Annotated in this window: 12 protein-coding genes; 8 read left to right on the top strand and 4 right to left on the bottom strand. The window is 71.1% G+C overall.

The features are described from left to right. Positions 1-1,035, bottom strand: a complete 1,035-nt coding sequence (locus tag HQM25_RS16015; RefSeq protein WP_172991134.1) for a phosphotransferase family protein — start codon at positions 1,033-1,035, stop codon at positions 1-3. Further along, complete coding sequence (locus HQM25_RS16020) at positions 1,032-2,234, bottom strand: acyl-CoA dehydrogenase family protein (protein ID WP_172991135.1); 1,203 nt, start codon at positions 2,232-2,234, stop codon at positions 1,032-1,034. Before HQM25_RS16020 ends, HQM25_RS16015 begins: the two co-directional genes overlap by 4 nt. 155 nt (positions 2,235-2,389) lie before the next feature. Here HQM25_RS16020 and HQM25_RS16025 point away from each other — a divergent pair, with 155 nt between their 5' ends. The 4 genes from HQM25_RS16025 to HQM25_RS16040 are packed head-to-tail and all read left to right on the top strand — an operon-like array spanning position 2,390 to position 7,993. Beyond that, on the top strand, positions 2,390-3,541 hold the full coding sequence (locus HQM25_RS16025; RefSeq protein ID WP_254359413.1) for an acyl-CoA dehydrogenase family protein: 1,152 nt from the start codon (positions 2,390-2,392) through the stop codon (positions 3,539-3,541). Positions 3,542-3,569: 28 nt separating this feature from the next. Further along, positions 3,570-4,778, top strand: a complete 1,209-nt coding sequence (locus tag HQM25_RS16030) for an acetyl-CoA C-acetyltransferase (protein WP_172991137.1) — start codon at positions 3,570-3,572, stop codon at positions 4,776-4,778. A gap of 25 nt (positions 4,779-4,803) precedes the next feature. Then, positions 4,804-7,008 carry a 3-hydroxyacyl-CoA dehydrogenase NAD-binding domain-containing protein gene (locus HQM25_RS16035; protein ID WP_172991138.1) on the top strand — a complete coding sequence of 735 codons (2,205 nt, stop codon included), beginning with the start codon at positions 4,804-4,806 and terminating at the stop codon, positions 7,006-7,008. Then, on the top strand, positions 7,001-7,993 hold the full coding sequence (locus HQM25_RS16040; RefSeq protein WP_172991139.1) for an NAD(P)H-dependent flavin oxidoreductase: 993 nt from the start codon (positions 7,001-7,003) through the stop codon (positions 7,991-7,993). The genes HQM25_RS16035 and HQM25_RS16040 overlap by 8 nt, the downstream gene beginning before the upstream one ends. 257 nt (positions 7,994-8,250) lie before the next feature. On the opposite strand, the gene HQM25_RS16045 is transcribed toward HQM25_RS16040, so the two are convergent. Beyond that, positions 8,251-8,856, bottom strand: coding sequence for a TetR/AcrR family transcriptional regulator (locus HQM25_RS16045; protein ID WP_172991140.1), 606 nt, complete (start codon positions 8,854-8,856; stop codon positions 8,251-8,253). Between the two features lie 171 nt (positions 8,857-9,027). Between HQM25_RS16045 and HQM25_RS16050 the strand changes: the two genes are divergently transcribed. Next, positions 9,028-10,530, top strand: a complete 1,503-nt coding sequence (locus tag HQM25_RS16050; protein ID WP_172991141.1) for an aldehyde dehydrogenase family protein — start codon at positions 9,028-9,030, stop codon at positions 10,528-10,530. Positions 10,531-10,565: 35 nt separating this feature from the next. On the opposite strand, the gene HQM25_RS16055 is transcribed toward HQM25_RS16050, so the two are convergent. Then, positions 10,566-11,780, bottom strand: coding sequence for a TetR/AcrR family transcriptional regulator (locus HQM25_RS16055; RefSeq protein WP_172991142.1), 1,215 nt, complete (start codon positions 11,778-11,780; stop codon positions 10,566-10,568). Positions 11,781-12,000: 220 nt separating this feature from the next. Between HQM25_RS16055 and HQM25_RS16060 the strand changes: the two genes are divergently transcribed. The 3 genes from HQM25_RS16060 to HQM25_RS16070 are packed head-to-tail and all read left to right on the top strand — an operon-like array spanning position 12,001 to position 16,472. Next, positions 12,001-13,575, top strand: coding sequence for a long-chain-fatty-acid--CoA ligase (locus tag HQM25_RS16060; protein ID WP_172991143.1), 1,575 nt, complete (start codon positions 12,001-12,003; stop codon positions 13,573-13,575). Between the two features lies 1 nt (position 13,576). Then, positions 13,577-15,157 carry an alcohol dehydrogenase catalytic domain-containing protein gene (locus HQM25_RS16065; protein WP_172991144.1) on the top strand — a complete coding sequence of 527 codons (1,581 nt, stop codon included), beginning with the start codon at positions 13,577-13,579 and terminating at the stop codon, positions 15,155-15,157. Between the two features lie 37 nt (positions 15,158-15,194). Continuing rightward, complete coding sequence (locus HQM25_RS16070) at positions 15,195-16,472, top strand: ABC transporter substrate-binding protein (protein WP_172991145.1); 1,278 nt, start codon at positions 15,195-15,197, stop codon at positions 16,470-16,472. The last annotated feature ends 4 nt before the right edge of the window (positions 16,473-16,476 follow it).

A 16,476-nucleotide genomic window follows, 5' to 3' on the forward strand; every position in this document is an offset into this window, starting at 1 on the left:
TCAGAGTCCCCTCACGTGGTCGACGGCGCGGCGCAGCAGCGGCTCGACCGCCGCGCCCGCGGTCGCGAAGCCCTCGCCGACGGTGTCGCCGGCGAGGAAGCGGTGGTGGATGCCTTCGGCGATCACCGCGAGCTTGAGGTAGGCGAGCGCCAGGTAGAAGTCGAGATCGTCGAGCGAGAGCCCGCTCGCCCGCGCGTACGCCGCGGCCAGTTCGCGCTGCGACGGGAAGCCCCCCGCGCGATCGAGGTGGGGCACGCCCAGCACGGGCTCGATGACGCGGTCGGCGTAGACGAGAAGGGTCGCGAGGTCGGTGAGCGGGTCGCCGAGCGCCGCCATCTCCCAATCCACGAACGCGAGGATCCGCGGGGACTGCGGCGCGAGGATGGCGTTGTCGAGCCGCAGGTCTCCGTGCAGGATCGACGCCCGCTGCGCCGGCGGCACCCGCGCCGCCAGCTCATCGGCGAGCTTCGCGACGACCGGGAGCTCCCTCGTCCGGACCCGCTCCCACTGGCCGGCCCATCGCGTCACCTGGCGCGCGGTGAACCCGTCGGGGCGCCCGAAGGCCCCGAGGCCCACCGCCGCGGCATCCACCTGATGCAGCGCGGCGAGCCCGGTCGCCAGCGCCAGCGACGCCTCGGCCCGCTCGGCCACGGGCATCGCGCGCGCCTCGTCGGCGGATTGGATGCTCCGCCCGGCCACGAACCCGTAGACGGCGAACACCACGCCCAGCACGTCGGTGTCGTCGCCGAGGGCGATCGACGGCGCCACCGGCACGGGCGAACCCTGCAGGGCGTGGACGACGCGGTACTCCCGCCCCATGTCGTGCGCGCTGGGGGTGAGCGTGCCCAGCGGCGGTCGCCGGAGCACCCAGTCCAGCGGCGCCTCGTCGCCGGCGCGGCCGCGCAGGCGGTAGGTGAGGTTCGACTTGCCCCCGGTGATGAGGTCGATCCGCTCGATCCGGGCGCCGGGCGCCACCTGCGCCGCCCACTCGCCGAGGCGCGCCGGGTCGATGCCGGCCAGCTGCGTCGCGGTCACGCGCGGCCCTCCCGCCGGAAGCGGGAGACGGCGCGGCGGGCGATCGCCCACCGGTGCGTCTCGCTCGGCCCGTCGTAGACCCGGAAGGCCCGCATCTCGCGCCAGTAGCGCGACAGCAGCGTCTCGGCCGTGAGGCCCCGGGCCCCGGCCAGCTGCACGCTGCGGTCGGCGATGCGGCCGACCGCCTCCGACACGAAGACCTTGGCGATCGACGACGCGTTCGCCGCGTCGGCGTCGAGATCGATGGATGCCGCTGCCTGCGCGATCACCGCGCGGGAGGCGGCGATGTCGATCTCGTTGTCGGCGAGCAGCTGGTGCGCGAGGCCGAGATCGGCGATGTCGGCGCCGAAGGCGCGCCGGCTCGTCGCGTGGGCCAGCGCGAGGTCGTGGCAGCGACGCGCGAGGCCGAGCCAGCGCATGCAATGGGTGAGGCGGGCGGGGGCCAGGCGCACCTGCGCGTACGCGAAGCCGCGGTCGACTTCGCCGAGCACGTCGTCGTCGCCGACGCGGCAGTCGTCGAAATCGATCTCGGCGTGCCCGCCGTAGAAGCCGGCATCCATCGTCTCGAGATCGCGCACGATGCGCATGCCGGGGTTGTCGGCGGCGACGAGGAACATCGTCGCGCCGCCGGCGTCGCCCGGCTCTCCGGCCGTGCGCGCCATCACGATCGCGACCGAGGCGCCGCGGGCGCCGGTGATCATCCACTTGCGCCCGTCGATGCGCCAGCCCCCCTCCACGCGGGAGGCGCGGGTCGCGAGGGCGCGCGGGTCGGAGCCGGCACCCGGTGCGGGCTCGGTCATCGCGAAGCAGGTGCGCAGCTCACCGCGCCCGAGCGGGGCGAGCCAGCGCTCCTGCTGGGCGGGCGTGGCCACGCGCTCGAGGAGCAGCCCGTTGCCCTCGTCGGGCGCCGCGCAGCCGGTGGCCAGCGGCCCCAGCAGCGCATAGCCGGCCTCCTCGAAGACCACCGCCTGTGCCCGCGTGTCCAGGCCCTGACCGCCCCACTCCGTCGGCAGCTGCGGAGCGTAGACGCCCGCATCCCGCGCGGCGGCGATGAGCTCGGCGCGCACAGCGGGATCCAGATCGTGCACGTCGCCGCCGATGCGCTCCTCCGCCGGCAGCACCACTTCGCGCACGAACTCCCGCGTCCGGGCGGCGAGGGCCTCGACCCCGGTGGCCGCGAGCGTGTCGGCCTGAGTCATCGGCGAACTCCTTCGATCGCAAACTGTTTATCGGTGATTAAACACCTGCGGCCGATCCTGACGGATTCACGCAGGTTCGACAAGCCCTCGCGCTCATAGAATTTAATGTGCTATAAAAAATGTGTTCACACAGATCGACGAGGATCGGAGCGAGGGTGAAGACGCCACGCAGGCTTTACGACGAAGACCACGAGCAGTTCCGCGAGGTGGTGCGCGCGTTCGTCGACCAGTACGCCGCACCGAACGCCGAGCGCTGGGCCGCCGAGGGGAGGGTAGACAAGTGGCTGTTCACCAAGGCGGCCGAGGCCGGCATCCTCGGATTCGCCCTGCCCGAGGAGTACGGCGGCGGCGGCGCGGAGGACTTCCGGTTCAACGCGATCATGGGCGAGGAGCTCGCCCGCAACCCGGTGTCCGACGGAATGGCCGGCATCGCCCTGCAGAACGACATCGTGTTCCCGTACTTCACCGACCTCACGAACGACGAGCAGAAGGCGCGGTGGCTCCCCGGCATCGCCGCGGGTGAGCTCGTGACCGCGGTCGCGATGACCGAGCCCGGCACCGGCAGCGACCTCGCCGGCATCCGCACCACCGCCGTGCGCGAAGGCGACGAGTACGTGGTCAACGGCTCGAAGACCTTCATCTCCAACGGGCAGAACGCCGACCTCGTCGTCGTCGCCGTGCGCACCTCCCCCGACCGTCACCGCGGCCTCAGCCTTATCGTCATCGAGGGCGACCGCGAGGGCTTCACGCGCGGGCGCAACCTCGAGAAGATCGGGCTGCACGCGCAGGACACCAGTGAGCTGTCGTTCGCAGACGTGCGGGTGCCGGCATCCAATCTGCTCGGCGCCGAGGGCGACGGCTTCCTCGGTCTCATGCGCAACCTCCCCCAGGAGCGCCTGTCGATCGCCGCCGCCGCCGTGGCCTCGTCGGAGGGGGTGCTCGAGCGCGCACTCGAGTACGTCAAGGAGCGCACCGCCTTCGGCCAGCCCATCGGGTCGTTCCAGAACACCCGCTTCGTGCTGTCGGAGATCGCGACGCAGCTGCAGGTGAGCCGCACCTACATCGACGAGTTCATCCGCCTGCACAGCGCGGGCACGCTCACCGCCGAGCAGGCCGCCGCCGCCAAGTGGTACACGACCGAGCAGTACACCGACGTGGTGAACCGCTGCCTGCAGCTGTACGGCGGCTACGGCTACATGCAGGAGTACCGCATCGCGCAGGACTACATGGATGCCCGCATCACCACCATCTACGGAGGCACGACCGAGATCATGAAGGAGATCGTCGGTCGCAGCCTCGGACTCTGACAGCCCGAATCGACGGAGGACACAACCCATGCCCGAGGCATACATCTACGACGCCGTGCGCACGCCGCGCGGCCGCAACAAGGGTGGGTCGCTGCACAGCGTCAAGCCCGTCGACCTCGTGGTGGGGCTCATCGACGCCCTGCGCGAGCGCAATCCCTCGCTGGCGACCGACGACATCGACGACATCGTGCTCGGCGTCGTCTCGCCCATCGGCGAGCAGGGCGGCGACATCGCCCGCACCGCCGCGCTGGTGGCTGGGCTGCCTGAGACCGTGGCCGGCGTGCAGGTGAACCGCTTCTGCGCGTCGGGACTGGAGGCCGTGAACCTCGCCGCGCAGAAGGTGGCGTCGGGGTTCGAGGACCTCGTGCTGGCGGGCGGCGTGGAGTCGATGTCGCGCGTGCCGATCGGCTCGGACGGCGGCGCCTACGCGCAGGATCCCACCACCGGCTACGACAACTACTTCGTGCCGCAGGGCATCGGCGCCGACCTCATCGCGACGCTCGAGGGCTTCACCCGCCAGGATGTGGATGCCTTCGCCGCCCGCTCGCAGGCGCGGGCCGACACCGCGTGGCGGGAGGGGCGGTTCGCGGGATCGGTCGTGCCCGTCACCGACATGAACGGCGTGACCCTCCTGGCCGAGGACGAGCACCGCCGGCCGGAGTCCACGGTCGCCTCGCTCGGCACGCTGCCGGCGAGCTTCGCCGGCATCGGCGAGCAGGCGGGCTTCGACGCGGTCGCGCTGCAGAAGTACCACTGGGTGGAGAAGATCGACCACGTGCACGGCCCCGGCAACTCGTCGGGCATCGTCGACGGCGCGGCGCTGCTCATCGTCGGCACGAAGGAGGCCGGGGAGCGACTCGGCCTCACCCCGCGCGCCCGCATCGTGTCGACCGCGGTCACCGGGTCGGAGCCGACGATCATGCTCACCGGCCCGACCCCGGCGACGCAGAAGGCGCTCGAGCGGGCCGGGCTGACGGTCGAGGACATCGACCTGTTCGAGCTCAACGAGGCCTTCGCGGCCGTCGTCATGAAGTGGCAGAAGGACCTCGGCATCCCGGACGACAAGGTCAACGTCAACGGAGGCGCCATCGCGATGGGCCACCCCCTCGGCGCCACCGGCGCCATGATCCTGGGCACCCTGCTCGACGAGCTCGAGCGCCAGGATCTCCGCCGCGGCCTCGCCACGCTCTGCGTCGGCGCGGGCATGGGCATCGCCACCGTCATCGAGCGCGTCTGATCCGCGACACCAGAAGGAGCAACCCATGAGCACCATCGACATCGCACAGACCTACACCGGGTACGCGTACGACCGTGACGGCGACGGGATCGTCACCGTCACGATGGACGACCCGTCCGCGAGCGTCAACACCATGAACGCCCACTTCGTGGCCGCGCTGGATGCGACCGTCAGCCGGCTGGAGGCCGAGCGCGACGACATCGCCGGGGTCGTCCTCGCCTCCGCGAAGAAGAGCTGGTTCGCCGGCGGCGACCTGAACCTCCTGCGCGCCGCCGACCCCGCCAAGGCCGCCGAGGAGACCGCACACGTCGACCGCGTCAAGGCGATCATGCGCCGGCTCGAGAAGCTCGGCCGCCCGGTCGTCGCGACGCTCAACGGCACCGCGCTCGGCGGTGGGCTCGAGGTGGCCCTCGCCACCCACCACCGCATCGCCGCCGATGTGCGCGGCGCGCAGTTCGGCGTGCCCGAGGTCTCCCTCGGCCTGCTGCCCGGCGGCGGCGGCATCACGCGCCTCGTGCGCATGCTGGGCCTGCAGCGGGCGCTCGCCGACGTCATCCTCCCCGCCACCAAGTTCTCCCCGCGCGACGCCCTCGCCGTGGGGATCATCGACGAGGTCGTCTCCACGGTCGACGAGCTCGTGCCCGCCGCGCGGGCGTGGATCGCCGCGAACCCGGCACCGGTGGTGCCGTGGGACGAGAAGGGCTTCCGCATCCCGGGCGGCGCTCCCACATCCCCCGGCGTCGCGTCGATGCTGCCGGCGCTGCCGGCGACCCTGCGCAAGCAGCTCAAGGGCGCGCCGCTGCCGGCCCCGCGCGCGGCTCTCGCCGCCGCGGTCGAGGGAGCATACGTCGACGTCGACACCGCCTCGCTCATCGAGACCCGCTACCTCGTCTCGCTCACCCACGGCCAGGTCGCGAAGAACATGATCAAGGCGTTCTTCTTCGACCTGCAGCACATCAACGCCGGCGGCAGCCGCCCCGCGATCGACGAGAACGGGCAGCCGATCGAGAAGCGCGAGGTGCGCAAGCTCGGCGTGATCGGTGCGGGCATGATGGGCGCCGCGATCGCCTACGTCGCCGCCCGGGTCGGCATCGAGGTCGTGCTCAATGACGTCTCGGCCGAGGCCGCCGAGAAGGGCAAGGCCTACGCCCGCGCCCTCGAGGACAAGGCACTCGCGCGCGGGAAGACCACGGCCGAGAAGTCCGCGGCGCTGCTCGCCCGCATCCACCCGACCGGCGAGGCCGCGGACTTCTCGGGCGTCGACTTCGTCATCGAGGCCGTCTTCGAGTCGGTCCCGGTGAAGCAGGCGGTGTTCCAGGAGATCCAGCACGTCGTCGACGCCGACGCGGTGCTCGGCTCCAACACATCCACGCTTCCCATCACCGTGCTCTCGGAGGGGGTCGAGCGCCGCAAGGACTTCATCGGCATCCACTTCTTCTCCCCCGTCGACAAGATGCCGCTCGTGGAGATCGTGCGCGGCGAGAACACGAGCGACGAGACGCTCGCGCGCGTGTTCGACTTCGTGCTGCAGATCCGAAAGACCCCGATCGTCGTGAACGACCGGCGCGGGTTCTTCACGTCCCGTGTGATCGGGAAGTTCATCGCCGAGGCGGTCGCCGCGGTCGGCGAGGGCGTGGAGCCCGCGTCGGTCGAGCAGGCGGCCCTCCAGGCGGGCTACCCCGCCGGAGCGCTGCAGCTGCTCGACGAGCTCACCATCTCGCTGTCCCGCAAGATCCGCCTCGAGACCCGCGAAGCCGAGGAGGCCGAAGGAGGCACGTGGATCGAGCATCCGTCCGAAGCCGTCATGGACTGGATGGTCGTCGACGCCGAACGTCCCGGCCGCAAGGCCGGCGGCGGCTTCTACGACTACGACGAGTCGGGCAGACGCGTCGGCATCTGGCCCGGCCTTCGCGAGAAGTACGGCTCCGGGCGCACGGTGCTGCCGCTGAAAGACCTGCAGGAGCGGATGCTGTTCGCCGAGGCACTGGACACGATCGACTGCCTCGACAACGACGTGCTGACTTCGGTACCCGACGCCAACATCGGCTCGATCTACGGCATCGGCTTCCCCGCCTGGACCGGCGGGGTGCTGCAGTACGTCAACCAGTACGAGGGCGGGCTTCCCGGCTTCATCGCCCGTGCGCGGGAGCTCGCCGACACGTACGGTGAGCGCTTCGCTCCGCCGGCATCGCTGCTCGCCAAGGCCGAGGCCGGTGAGACCTATGAGTGAGACGCTCGCCCCGGCGCGGCTGCGCACCCGCTTCACCGAGGCGCTCGGCATCGAGCACCCGGTGGTGCAGGGCGGCATGATGTGGGTCGGGCGGGCGGAGCTCGCAGCAGCGGTGTCCGAGGCCGGCGGCCTCGGCATCATCACGGCGCTCACCCAGCCGACGCCGGCCGACCTGGTGAAGGAGGTCGAGCGGGCGCGCACGATGACCGACAAGCCGATCGGCGTGAACCTCACGATCCTCCCGTCGATCAGCCCGCCGCCCTACGACGAGTACCGTCGCGCGATCGTCGACGCGGGCATCACGATCGTCGAGACCGCCGGATCGAGCCCCGAGCCGCACATGGAGATGTTCCGGGATGCCGGAATCAAGGTGATCCACAAGTGCACCTCCGTGCGCCATGCGCTGAAGGCGCAGAGCGTGGGCGTGACGGCGGTGTCGATCGACGGGTTCGAGTGCGCGGGGCACCCCGGCGAGGACGACGTGCCCGGCCTCGTGCTCATCCCGGCCGCGGCGGATGCGCTGGAGATCCCCTTCATCGCGTCGGGCGGATTCGCCGACGGTCGCGGCCTCGCTGCCGCGCTGGCGCTCGGCGCCGACGGCGTGAACATGGGCTCGCGGTTCATGTGCACCGTCGAATCGCCGATCGCGCAGGCGGTCAAGGAGCGCATCGTGGCGGCCTCCGAGCTCGACACGAACCTCATCTTCCGGTCGCTGCGCAACACCGCGCGCGTCGCGAAGAACGCGGTCAGCGACGAGGTGGTGCAGATCCTCGCCGACGGCGGGCAGTTCCCCGACGTGCAGCCCCTGGTCGCCGGCGCCCGGGGGCGCAAGGTGTTCGAAGACGGCGACATCGAGGCCGGCATCTGGACCGTCGGCCAGGTGCAGGGCATCATCCGCGACATCCCGACCGCGGGCGAGGTCGTGCGCCGTACCGTCGCCGAGGCGCACGAGGTGCTGACGCGGCGCCTCGCCCAGTTCGCCTGACGGCGGATCGCCGCTCGGCAGGTCGCCGCTCGCCAGGTCGCCGCTCGCCTTGCCGAGATCAGGTGATCCGGCGTACGCAGGACGGATGCAGCCTGCATCGCCCTGTGTTCAGCAGATCACCTGATCTCGGCAAGCGAGTGGCGGGGTGGATGCCGCGGGGCAGCGGGATGCCGCGGGGCAGCGGGATGCCGGGGGCAGTGGGATGCCGCGGGGCAGCGGGATGCCGGGGGCAGCGGATCAGGCGCCGGGGCAGCCGATCAGGCGCCGGCGCCGTGGCGCACGAGGTCCTGTGTGGAGCGCACCAGGTCGTCGAGCGAGCGGGTGCGGGGGTTCCACCACTCCACCGCCCAGTTCATGGCGCCCAGCAGCAGCAGCCGGAAGACGTTGATGTCGAGGTCGGCGCGGATGTCGCCGGCCTCCTGCGCCTGTCGGAACAGATCGCGCCAGACCCGGCTGTACTCGCCCTCCTCCGCGGCGGGGCGCACGCGCAGGTGCTCGGGCACCTGCCCGGCGTTGCGGATCGATGCGGTCGTGTAGTCGGAGATCGACAGCTCGTAGCGCAGGTGCGCGTCGACGGCGGCGAGGATCCGCTCGAACGGGGGCGTGTCACCTGGAAGCGCCGCCAGCGCCTCCTCGACATGGAGGCGCACCCGGTGGGCGCCGGCCCACATGACCTCTTCGACCAGGTCATCGCGCGAGCCGAAGTAGTAGTAGATCGCCGGCGCCTGCACACCGGCGACCTCGGCGACGTCGGTCAGGCGCGTGCCGGCATAGCCCTTGCGGCTGAGGATCTCGGCGGCGGCGTCGAGGATGCGCTGCCGGGTGCGCGCGGACTTCGTCGTCGCGGTGTCGGTCTGCTCCATCGCCTGCCTCTCGCGGTCTGCGCCGAGTCTAACGAAGATTAGAAAATCAGGAGTTCCCTTGCACTGGCGCGGCGCGCCGCCTAGTGTGAATCCGCATTCACTTGAGTTCGCAGCGATGCGGACCGGACGACGCTCGAAGACGAGCATCCCCCGAAGCAGAGGAGACCCGACATGACCCTTCTCGCCGATCCCAGCACCCCCGGCGTCCCCCGTACCTACAGCACCGTCGACCCCCGCGACGGCTCCCCCATCGATTCGTACCCGGTCGCCGACGACGCCGCGGTCGCCGCGACCGTGGCCGCCGCGCGCGAGGCGGCCGGGTGGTGGGCCGACCAGGGCTTCGCCGCACGCAAGCGCCTGCTGCTGCGCTGGAAGAGCGCGATCGCCAACGAGGCCTCCGCTCTGGCCGAGGTCATCTCACGCGAGACCGGCAAGTCGGCCTCCGACGCGATGCTCGAGGTGATGCTCACGCTCACGCATCTCGACTGGGCCGCCAAGAACGCGCACGACGTGCTCAAGCGCCGCAAGGTGCACGCGGGTCTGATGAACTACAACCAGAAGGCGTCGCTCGGCTACGAGCCGTACGGCGTCGTCGGCGTCATCGGCCCGTGGAACTATCCCTTCTACACGCCGATGGGGTCGATCTCCTACGCCCTCGCCGCGGGGAACGCCGTCGTGTTCAAGCCGAGCGAGCTCACCCCCGGCACCGCGGTGTGGATCGCCGACCGGTTCGCCAAGGCCGTCGGCCGGCCCGTGCTGCAGGCCCTCACCGGCGACGGCGGCACCGGCGCCGCGCTCGTGCGCGCCGGCGTCGACAAGGTCGCCTTCACCGGCTCGACCCGCACCGCCAAGAAGGTCATGGCCCTGTGCGCGGAGTCGCTCACGCCCCTGGTGGCCGAGTGCGGCGGAAAGGATGCGCTCATCGTCGCCGCCGACGCCGATCTCGACGCGGCGGCCGATTTCGTCGTGTTCGGCTCGATGGGCAACGCCGGTCAGACCTGCGTGGGCGTCGAGCGGGTGTACGTCGACCGCGTCGTGTCGGAGAAGCTCATCGCCAAGGTCGTCGAGCGCGCCCAGCGCGTGCGCGTGGGTGGCGAGAAGCCGACGTACGGCCCGATGACGCTGCCGAGCCAGACAGCGGTGATCGCCGCCCACGTCGACGACGCCCTCGCGAAGGGTGGTCGTGCGGTGCTCGGCGGCCCCGAGTCGGTTGGCGACCGCTACGTCGAGCCCGTCATCCTCCTCGATGTGCCGGAGGACTCCGACGCCGTGCGCCACGAGACGTTCGGACCGACCGTCGTCATCAACACCGTCGGCAGCGTCGACGAAGCCGTCCGGCTCGCCAACGCGACCGAGTACGGCCTGGGCGCGGCCGTCTTCACGAAGGATGCCGCAACCGGCCGCCGCGCGGCGAAGCAGCTCAAGGCGGGTGTCGTCACGATCAACTCGGTGCTCGGGTTCGCCGGCATCCCGGCCCTGCCGTTCGGCGGGGTGAAGGGCAGCGGGTTCGGTCGGATCCACGGCGCCGACGGACTCCGGGAGTTCTCCACGCCGAAGTCGGTGGCCCACCAGACCGGCAAGGCGGCCCTGAACCTGCTCACCGTCGAGCGCAGCGAGAAGGACGACCACATGGTCGCCAAGCTCCTGCCGATGCTGCACGGCCGCGCGAAGTAGACCTCATCGACCATCCCCCCGAACGCTGCGGGCGATCACTCGATTCCGAGGGTCGCCCGCAGCAGCGTGGAGACGCGGGTCGAGACCGCGGCGTTGGTGCGGTGGCGCAGCATCACGGCCACATCGGCGACGACGTTGAAGCCGGCGTGCACCAGCACGAGCGCATCGCGCGACGACAGCTCGGGCCGCGCGCGGCCCAGCAGCTCCGACCACTCGGCGACGTACGCGCGCTGCAGCGCACGCACGCGCCTGCCCTCGTCGGCCTCGAGCGCCGAGATGTCGGCGGCCCACACGCCGACGAGCTGGTAGTTCTCGAAGCTGTGGCGCACGTAGTCGTCGCATAGCGCTCTCAGCACCACGATCGGCGATCCGGTCACCGCGAGCGCATCGATGCGCGCCGCCTCCAGCTGCCCCGAGGCCCGCACGCATGCCTCGAGCAGGATGGCCGACTTGCTCTCGAAATGGCGGTAGACACCCGACGGAGTGAGGTCGACCGCACCGGCGATGTCCTCGATCGTGACCTCGTGGTAGCCCCGCGCGAAGAACTGCGCGATCGCCTCCACGATCAGCCGCTCGCGGCGCGTGGTCGCCTCGTGCGGCTCCGCGCGCTCGCGGGGCAGGTCGGGGTCGTCGGCGGGAAGCTCGACGTCGAGCAGCCGCCAGGCGGCGTCGCCCAGCAGCGCCCGCAGCTGCTTCGAGGCGATCACGGTGCGGTGGGTCGTGATGCTCGCGATGGATGCCAACGCCGCGAGCACCTGCACGACGGCGTCGTCGTCGGTCATGCCCGGACGGTAGACGTGCAGCGCGGGAAGCATGCGCTCGCGAAGCGTGCGGAACTCGCCCGTCAGGCGATCACGGTCCGCCTGCTCCAGATAGCGGCCCTCCCACCGGTACACCCCACCCGTGGCGCGCATCTCGATCGTCGTCGAGATGAGCGCGTTCAGGTGCATGTCGAGGGCGGTGCGCGCCTGCGCGGCGTCGTCGATCGGCATGGCCGCAGCATCCGTCGTCGACTCCACCAGCCGGTGGGCGAGGTCGAACACGGTCTGCGCGAACAGCGCGTACTTGTTGGGGAAGTGCCGGTACAGCGCGGGCGCGGAGATGCCGACGGCCTGGGCGACGTCGTGCATGCTGACCTGGTGATAGCCGTGCTCGGCGAACGCGAGGGCGGCAGCGGTCTCGATCTGCCGCTTGCGCTCCCGGGGACGGCGGCGCACCGTTGCGTCGGCCTGCACCTTCGGGCTGGACATGACGTTGAGCCTACCGCCGGGGTGCGGCGGCGGTGCCGACACGCCGCCAACCCCCGCGGTGCGACCGCTCCGCAGCAGGCATGACGTGATGCACGGTTAACTTACGTCGTGAATCGCTGTTAACAAATATCGTGACAACCATCACCGGCGATGGCATACTCGTATCCACTCGCCGCACCGCAGCGGCGATCCCCCCGACAAGGATGTTTGCGAGGAAGTCATGACCGAAGTGCAGCGCGTGATCCCGAGCGCCGCCCGCCGCAACCACTGGATGAACCAGGTTGCCGGCCACGCCGCGATGAAGCCCGATGCGACGGCCTTCACGTTCGTCGGCAAGGTGTGGACCTGGGGCGCCGTCAACCGCCGCATGGACAGCTTCGCCGCGGCACTCCAGCGCCACGGCGTGGGCTTCGGCGACCGGGTGCTGCTGCTCACGCTCAACCGCCCCGAGGTCGTCGAGGCGATCTTCGGCATCAACCGCATCGGCGCGATGGCCGTGCCCATCAACTTCCGGCTCACGCCGCCCGAGATCGCCTACATCGTCGACGACGCCGACGCGAGCGTCATCGTGGTCGAGGCTCCGCTGGCCCCGCTCGTCGGCGCCGTCGCCCAGATCACCGACCGCATCACGACCGTCATCGTCATCGGCGAGGCCGGCGAAGGACAGGAGTCCTTCGAATCGCTCGTGGCCGAGGGGCCCCAAGGACTCGACGCCCCCGACGTGCCCGAGGACACGCCCGCGCTCATCGTCTACACCTCGGGCACCACCGGCCGCCCCAAGGGCGCCGTGCTCGATCACATCAACATGTTCTCGCAGTCGATCACCTGCATCCGCGCGAACGACGTGACCGATGAGAGCGACATCGCCTTCCTCACCGCCCCGCTGTTCCACATCGCCGGGATGGGCTCCATCGCGCCGAACTTCATCCTCGGCATCCCCACCGTGATCCACCCCCTCGGGGCGTTCAACCCGTCCGAGCTGCTCGACGCGTGGGAGCGCTCGGGCGCGACGATCGTCTTCAACGTCCCCCAGCAGTGGCAGGCCATCTGCGCCGACCCGAGCATCCCGGACCGCGACTTGAAGATCCGCATCGCGAGCTGGGGAGCGGCCCCCGCGTCGGAGACGCTGCTGCGCACGATGGCCGACACCTTCCCCGAAGCGACGATCGTGGCCGTCTTCGGCCAGACCGAGCTCTCCCCCATCACCTGTGTGCTCAAGGGCGAGGACTCCCATCGCAAGATCGGCTCGGTCGGAAGGCCCATCCCGACGATCCAGTACCGCGTCGTCAACGAAGACGGCGAAGATGTGGCACCCGGCGAGGTGGGCGAGATCCTCTACCGCGGCCCCACCCTCATGCAGGGCTACTGGCGCAAGCCCGTGGAGACCGCGGAGGCGTTCGAGGGCGGGTGGTTCCACTCCGGCGACCTCGTGCGTCAGGACGCCGAGGGGTTCGTGTGGGTCGTCGACCGCAAGAAGGACATGATCATCTCGGGCGGCGAGAACGTCTACTGCGCCGAGGTCGAGAACGTGCTGTTCGCCCACCCGAAGATCCTCGACGTGGCGATCTACGGCCGCGAGGACGAGCGCTGGGGCGAGATCCCGGTCGCCGCGGTCGTCGTGACCCCGGGGCAGGAACTCGATCTCGAGGAGCTGCAGGCCTGGGCCGCCGACAAGCTCGCCCGCTACAAGCAGCCGAAGGCCCTGGTGACGGTCGAGGCGGTCGTGCGCAACGCCGGAGGCAAGGTCGACAAGGTCAGGCTGCGCGCCGCGGATCGCGCACTGACGACCGCCTGATATGAACGCCGACGTCGCCGCGATCGTGCGCGATCGCGGCAGTTCCCCCCTGCTCGAACGCGTGTCCGTCGCGGCCCCGCGGGCCGGAGAGGTGCTCGTGCGGGTGCTCGCCACGGGGGTCTGCCACACCGACCTCGTCGCGATCGACGGCGGCGTCGGCTACCCCTTCCCGGCGGTCTTCGGCCACGAGGGCAGCGGCATCGTGGAGGCCGTCGGCGAGGGAGTGAGCCGGGTGCGACCGGGCGATCGGGTCGTGCTCAGCTTCGCCTCGTGCGGCGCATGCACGACCTGCCGCGAGGGACACCCGGCCTACTGCGAGCGGTTCGCCGCTCTCAACCACCGGCCCGAGTCCGACGCGATCGTCGTGGCCGCGACGGGCGAGCCGGTGAGCACCGCCTTCATGCGGCAGTCGTCGTGGGCCACCCGCGTGATCGCGCACGAGTCGAACACCGTGCCCGTCGCCGGCGATGTGCCTGCCGTGGTCGCCGCACCCCTCGGGTGCGGCGTGCTCACCGGCGCGGGCACGGTGCTCAACGTTCTCGCGCCCGCGCCGGGCAGCGGCATCCTCGTCCTCGGATCGGGGGCTGTGGGGCTGTCCGCGGTGATGGCCGCGAAGGCGAGTGGATGCCGCGACATCATCGCGGTCGACCCGCTGCCCGCCCGCCGCCGGCTCGCCCTCGACGTCGGGGCGACCGTCGCGATCCCCCCGGAGCTGGTCGCGGAGACCATCGCGACCGTCGGCGCGGTGCGGCATGTGCTCGACACCGTCGGAACGCAGGAGTCCACCGACGCCGCGATCGCCGCGCTCGCACCGCACGGCACGATCGCCACGGTCGCGCTTCGCCCGGGCAGCAATCGCATCTCGGTCCCGCAGGGGCGACTTCTGTGGGGGCGCACCATCCGCGGCGTGATCGAGGGCGACGCGGTCGTCGAGCGCGACATCCCCCGCCTGGTCGATCTCTGGCGGGCCGGCGCACTGCCCGTCGAGAAGATCGTCACCGTCTACCCGCTCGATGCGATCGGGCAGGCGATCGACGACACGCGGGCCGGGCGCACCGTCAAGGCCGTGCTGCTGACCCCCGACGGGGGTGAGGAGGCGCCGGGCGCGGCATCCCCTCTCGCTCTGCTCGACCAGCTGCGCGAGCGCCGCTTCGGCGACGACGACCTCGCGAGGCTCTGGCGCACGCTGCCGCCGGTCGAGCCGGCGCAGCTGCGGGGACGCTGGCGGGGCTGGGCGGTCACGCGCGGGCACCGCGCCGAGCGCATGCTCGAGCGATCGGGGTGGTACGGCAAGCACTTCCACACCGACGACGACGTCGACCCGATCATCGTGCGCACCCGCGACGGCGACCTCGTCGCCGACGAATCGTTCTCCCGCGGCGGCGCATCGCTGTGGCGCGTCGAGCGCGACGGCGTCCTCACCGCCGCGATGGTCTACGACGCCCTGCCGATCATCGACAGCTTCACCCGACTCTCCGAAGACGCGGTCTTCGGAGTCATGGGCGGCAAGGGCACCGCCGACGCCGGACGCGACTTCTACTTCGTGCTCGAGCGGGACGCCGACGGCGACCCCTCACCCTGACCCCTGCCCCGCACCACATCTGTTCACGGAGGAACACATGCACCACACAGCACGCACGACCCGGGGGCGCATCGCCGCCCTCACCGCCTTCGCCGCGGCATCCGCCCTGGTGCTCGCCGGCTGCGCCGGACGCGGCGACGAGGCGGCCGCACCCGAAGCGGACACGACCGAGGAGTGCAGCCCCGGCTTCACCGACACCGAGGTGCTGATCGGCAACAGCATCCCGCTCTCCGGCCCCGCCGCCGCGTACGGCGCGATCGGCCAGGCGATCGAGCTCTACTTCGACGACATCAACGCCGCCGGCGGACTCGAGTTCGCCGACGGCACGACCCGCGACGTCGAGGTCACCGTGATCGACGACGGCTACGACCCGGCAAAGACCACCGTGAACCTGCGCCAGCTCGTCGAGCAGGACGGCGTCTTCGCCCTCGCCGGCGTGCTCGGCACCGGTGCCGCCATCGGCGCCGCGTCGTACGTCGAAGAGCAGGGCGTGCCGAACCTGTTCGTCGGCACCGGCACCGACGCGATCCTCGCGCTGCACGAGGAGGACCCCTGGACCACGGGCTTCATGCCCCAGTACGGCTTCGAGGTGCAGGCCCTCGCGGAGTACATCGTCGCGGAGCATCCGGGCGCGAAGGCCGCGATCCTGTACCAGAACGACGACTTCGGCGAGAGCATCCGCGCCGGGTTCGAGGCGGCGTTCGAGGGCACCGACGTGGAGATCGTGGCAGCGGAGTCCTACGAGCTGACCTCGGCGACGGTCGACAGCCAGGTGACCAACCTCGCCGCCTCCGACGCCGACGTGTTCCTCGACTGGGCGGTGGGCGCGTTCGCCACGCAGTCCTTGAAGAAGAAGCTCGAGCTCGGCTGGGACGCCACCACGGTGATCAACGCGCCCGCCGCCGACGCGACGTTCTTCCTGAAGCCCGCCGGCGAGGGCGCCGCCGACGGCGTCGTCTCCATCGCCTACACGAAGGACATCACCGACCCGTCGCTGGCGGGAGATGCCGGGTACGACGCGTGGGCGGAGTTCGCCGCCGCCCACTCCGACACGATCAACGCCCTCTCCGCGCCCGCCGCGGCCGGCTACCAGACCGCGCAGCTGCTCGAGGCGGCGCTGATGGCGATGGAGGGCTGCACACGCGAAGCGCTGCTGGAGGCGGCCACCTCGTTCGACGGGCTCGAGCTCGACCTCGCACCGGTGCCGGTCACGACCAGCCCCGACTACCCCTACGTGTGGAGCGAGATCGGGGTTCAGGTCTTCAACGGGGAGAACTGGGATCTCCAGGAGAAGACCTACACGGTGGGCGGCTGAACGC

It is taken from the genome of Microbacterium hominis (assembly GCF_013282805.1).
GTDB classification, from domain to species: domain Bacteria; phylum Actinomycetota; class Actinomycetes; order Actinomycetales; family Microbacteriaceae; genus Microbacterium; species Microbacterium hominis_B.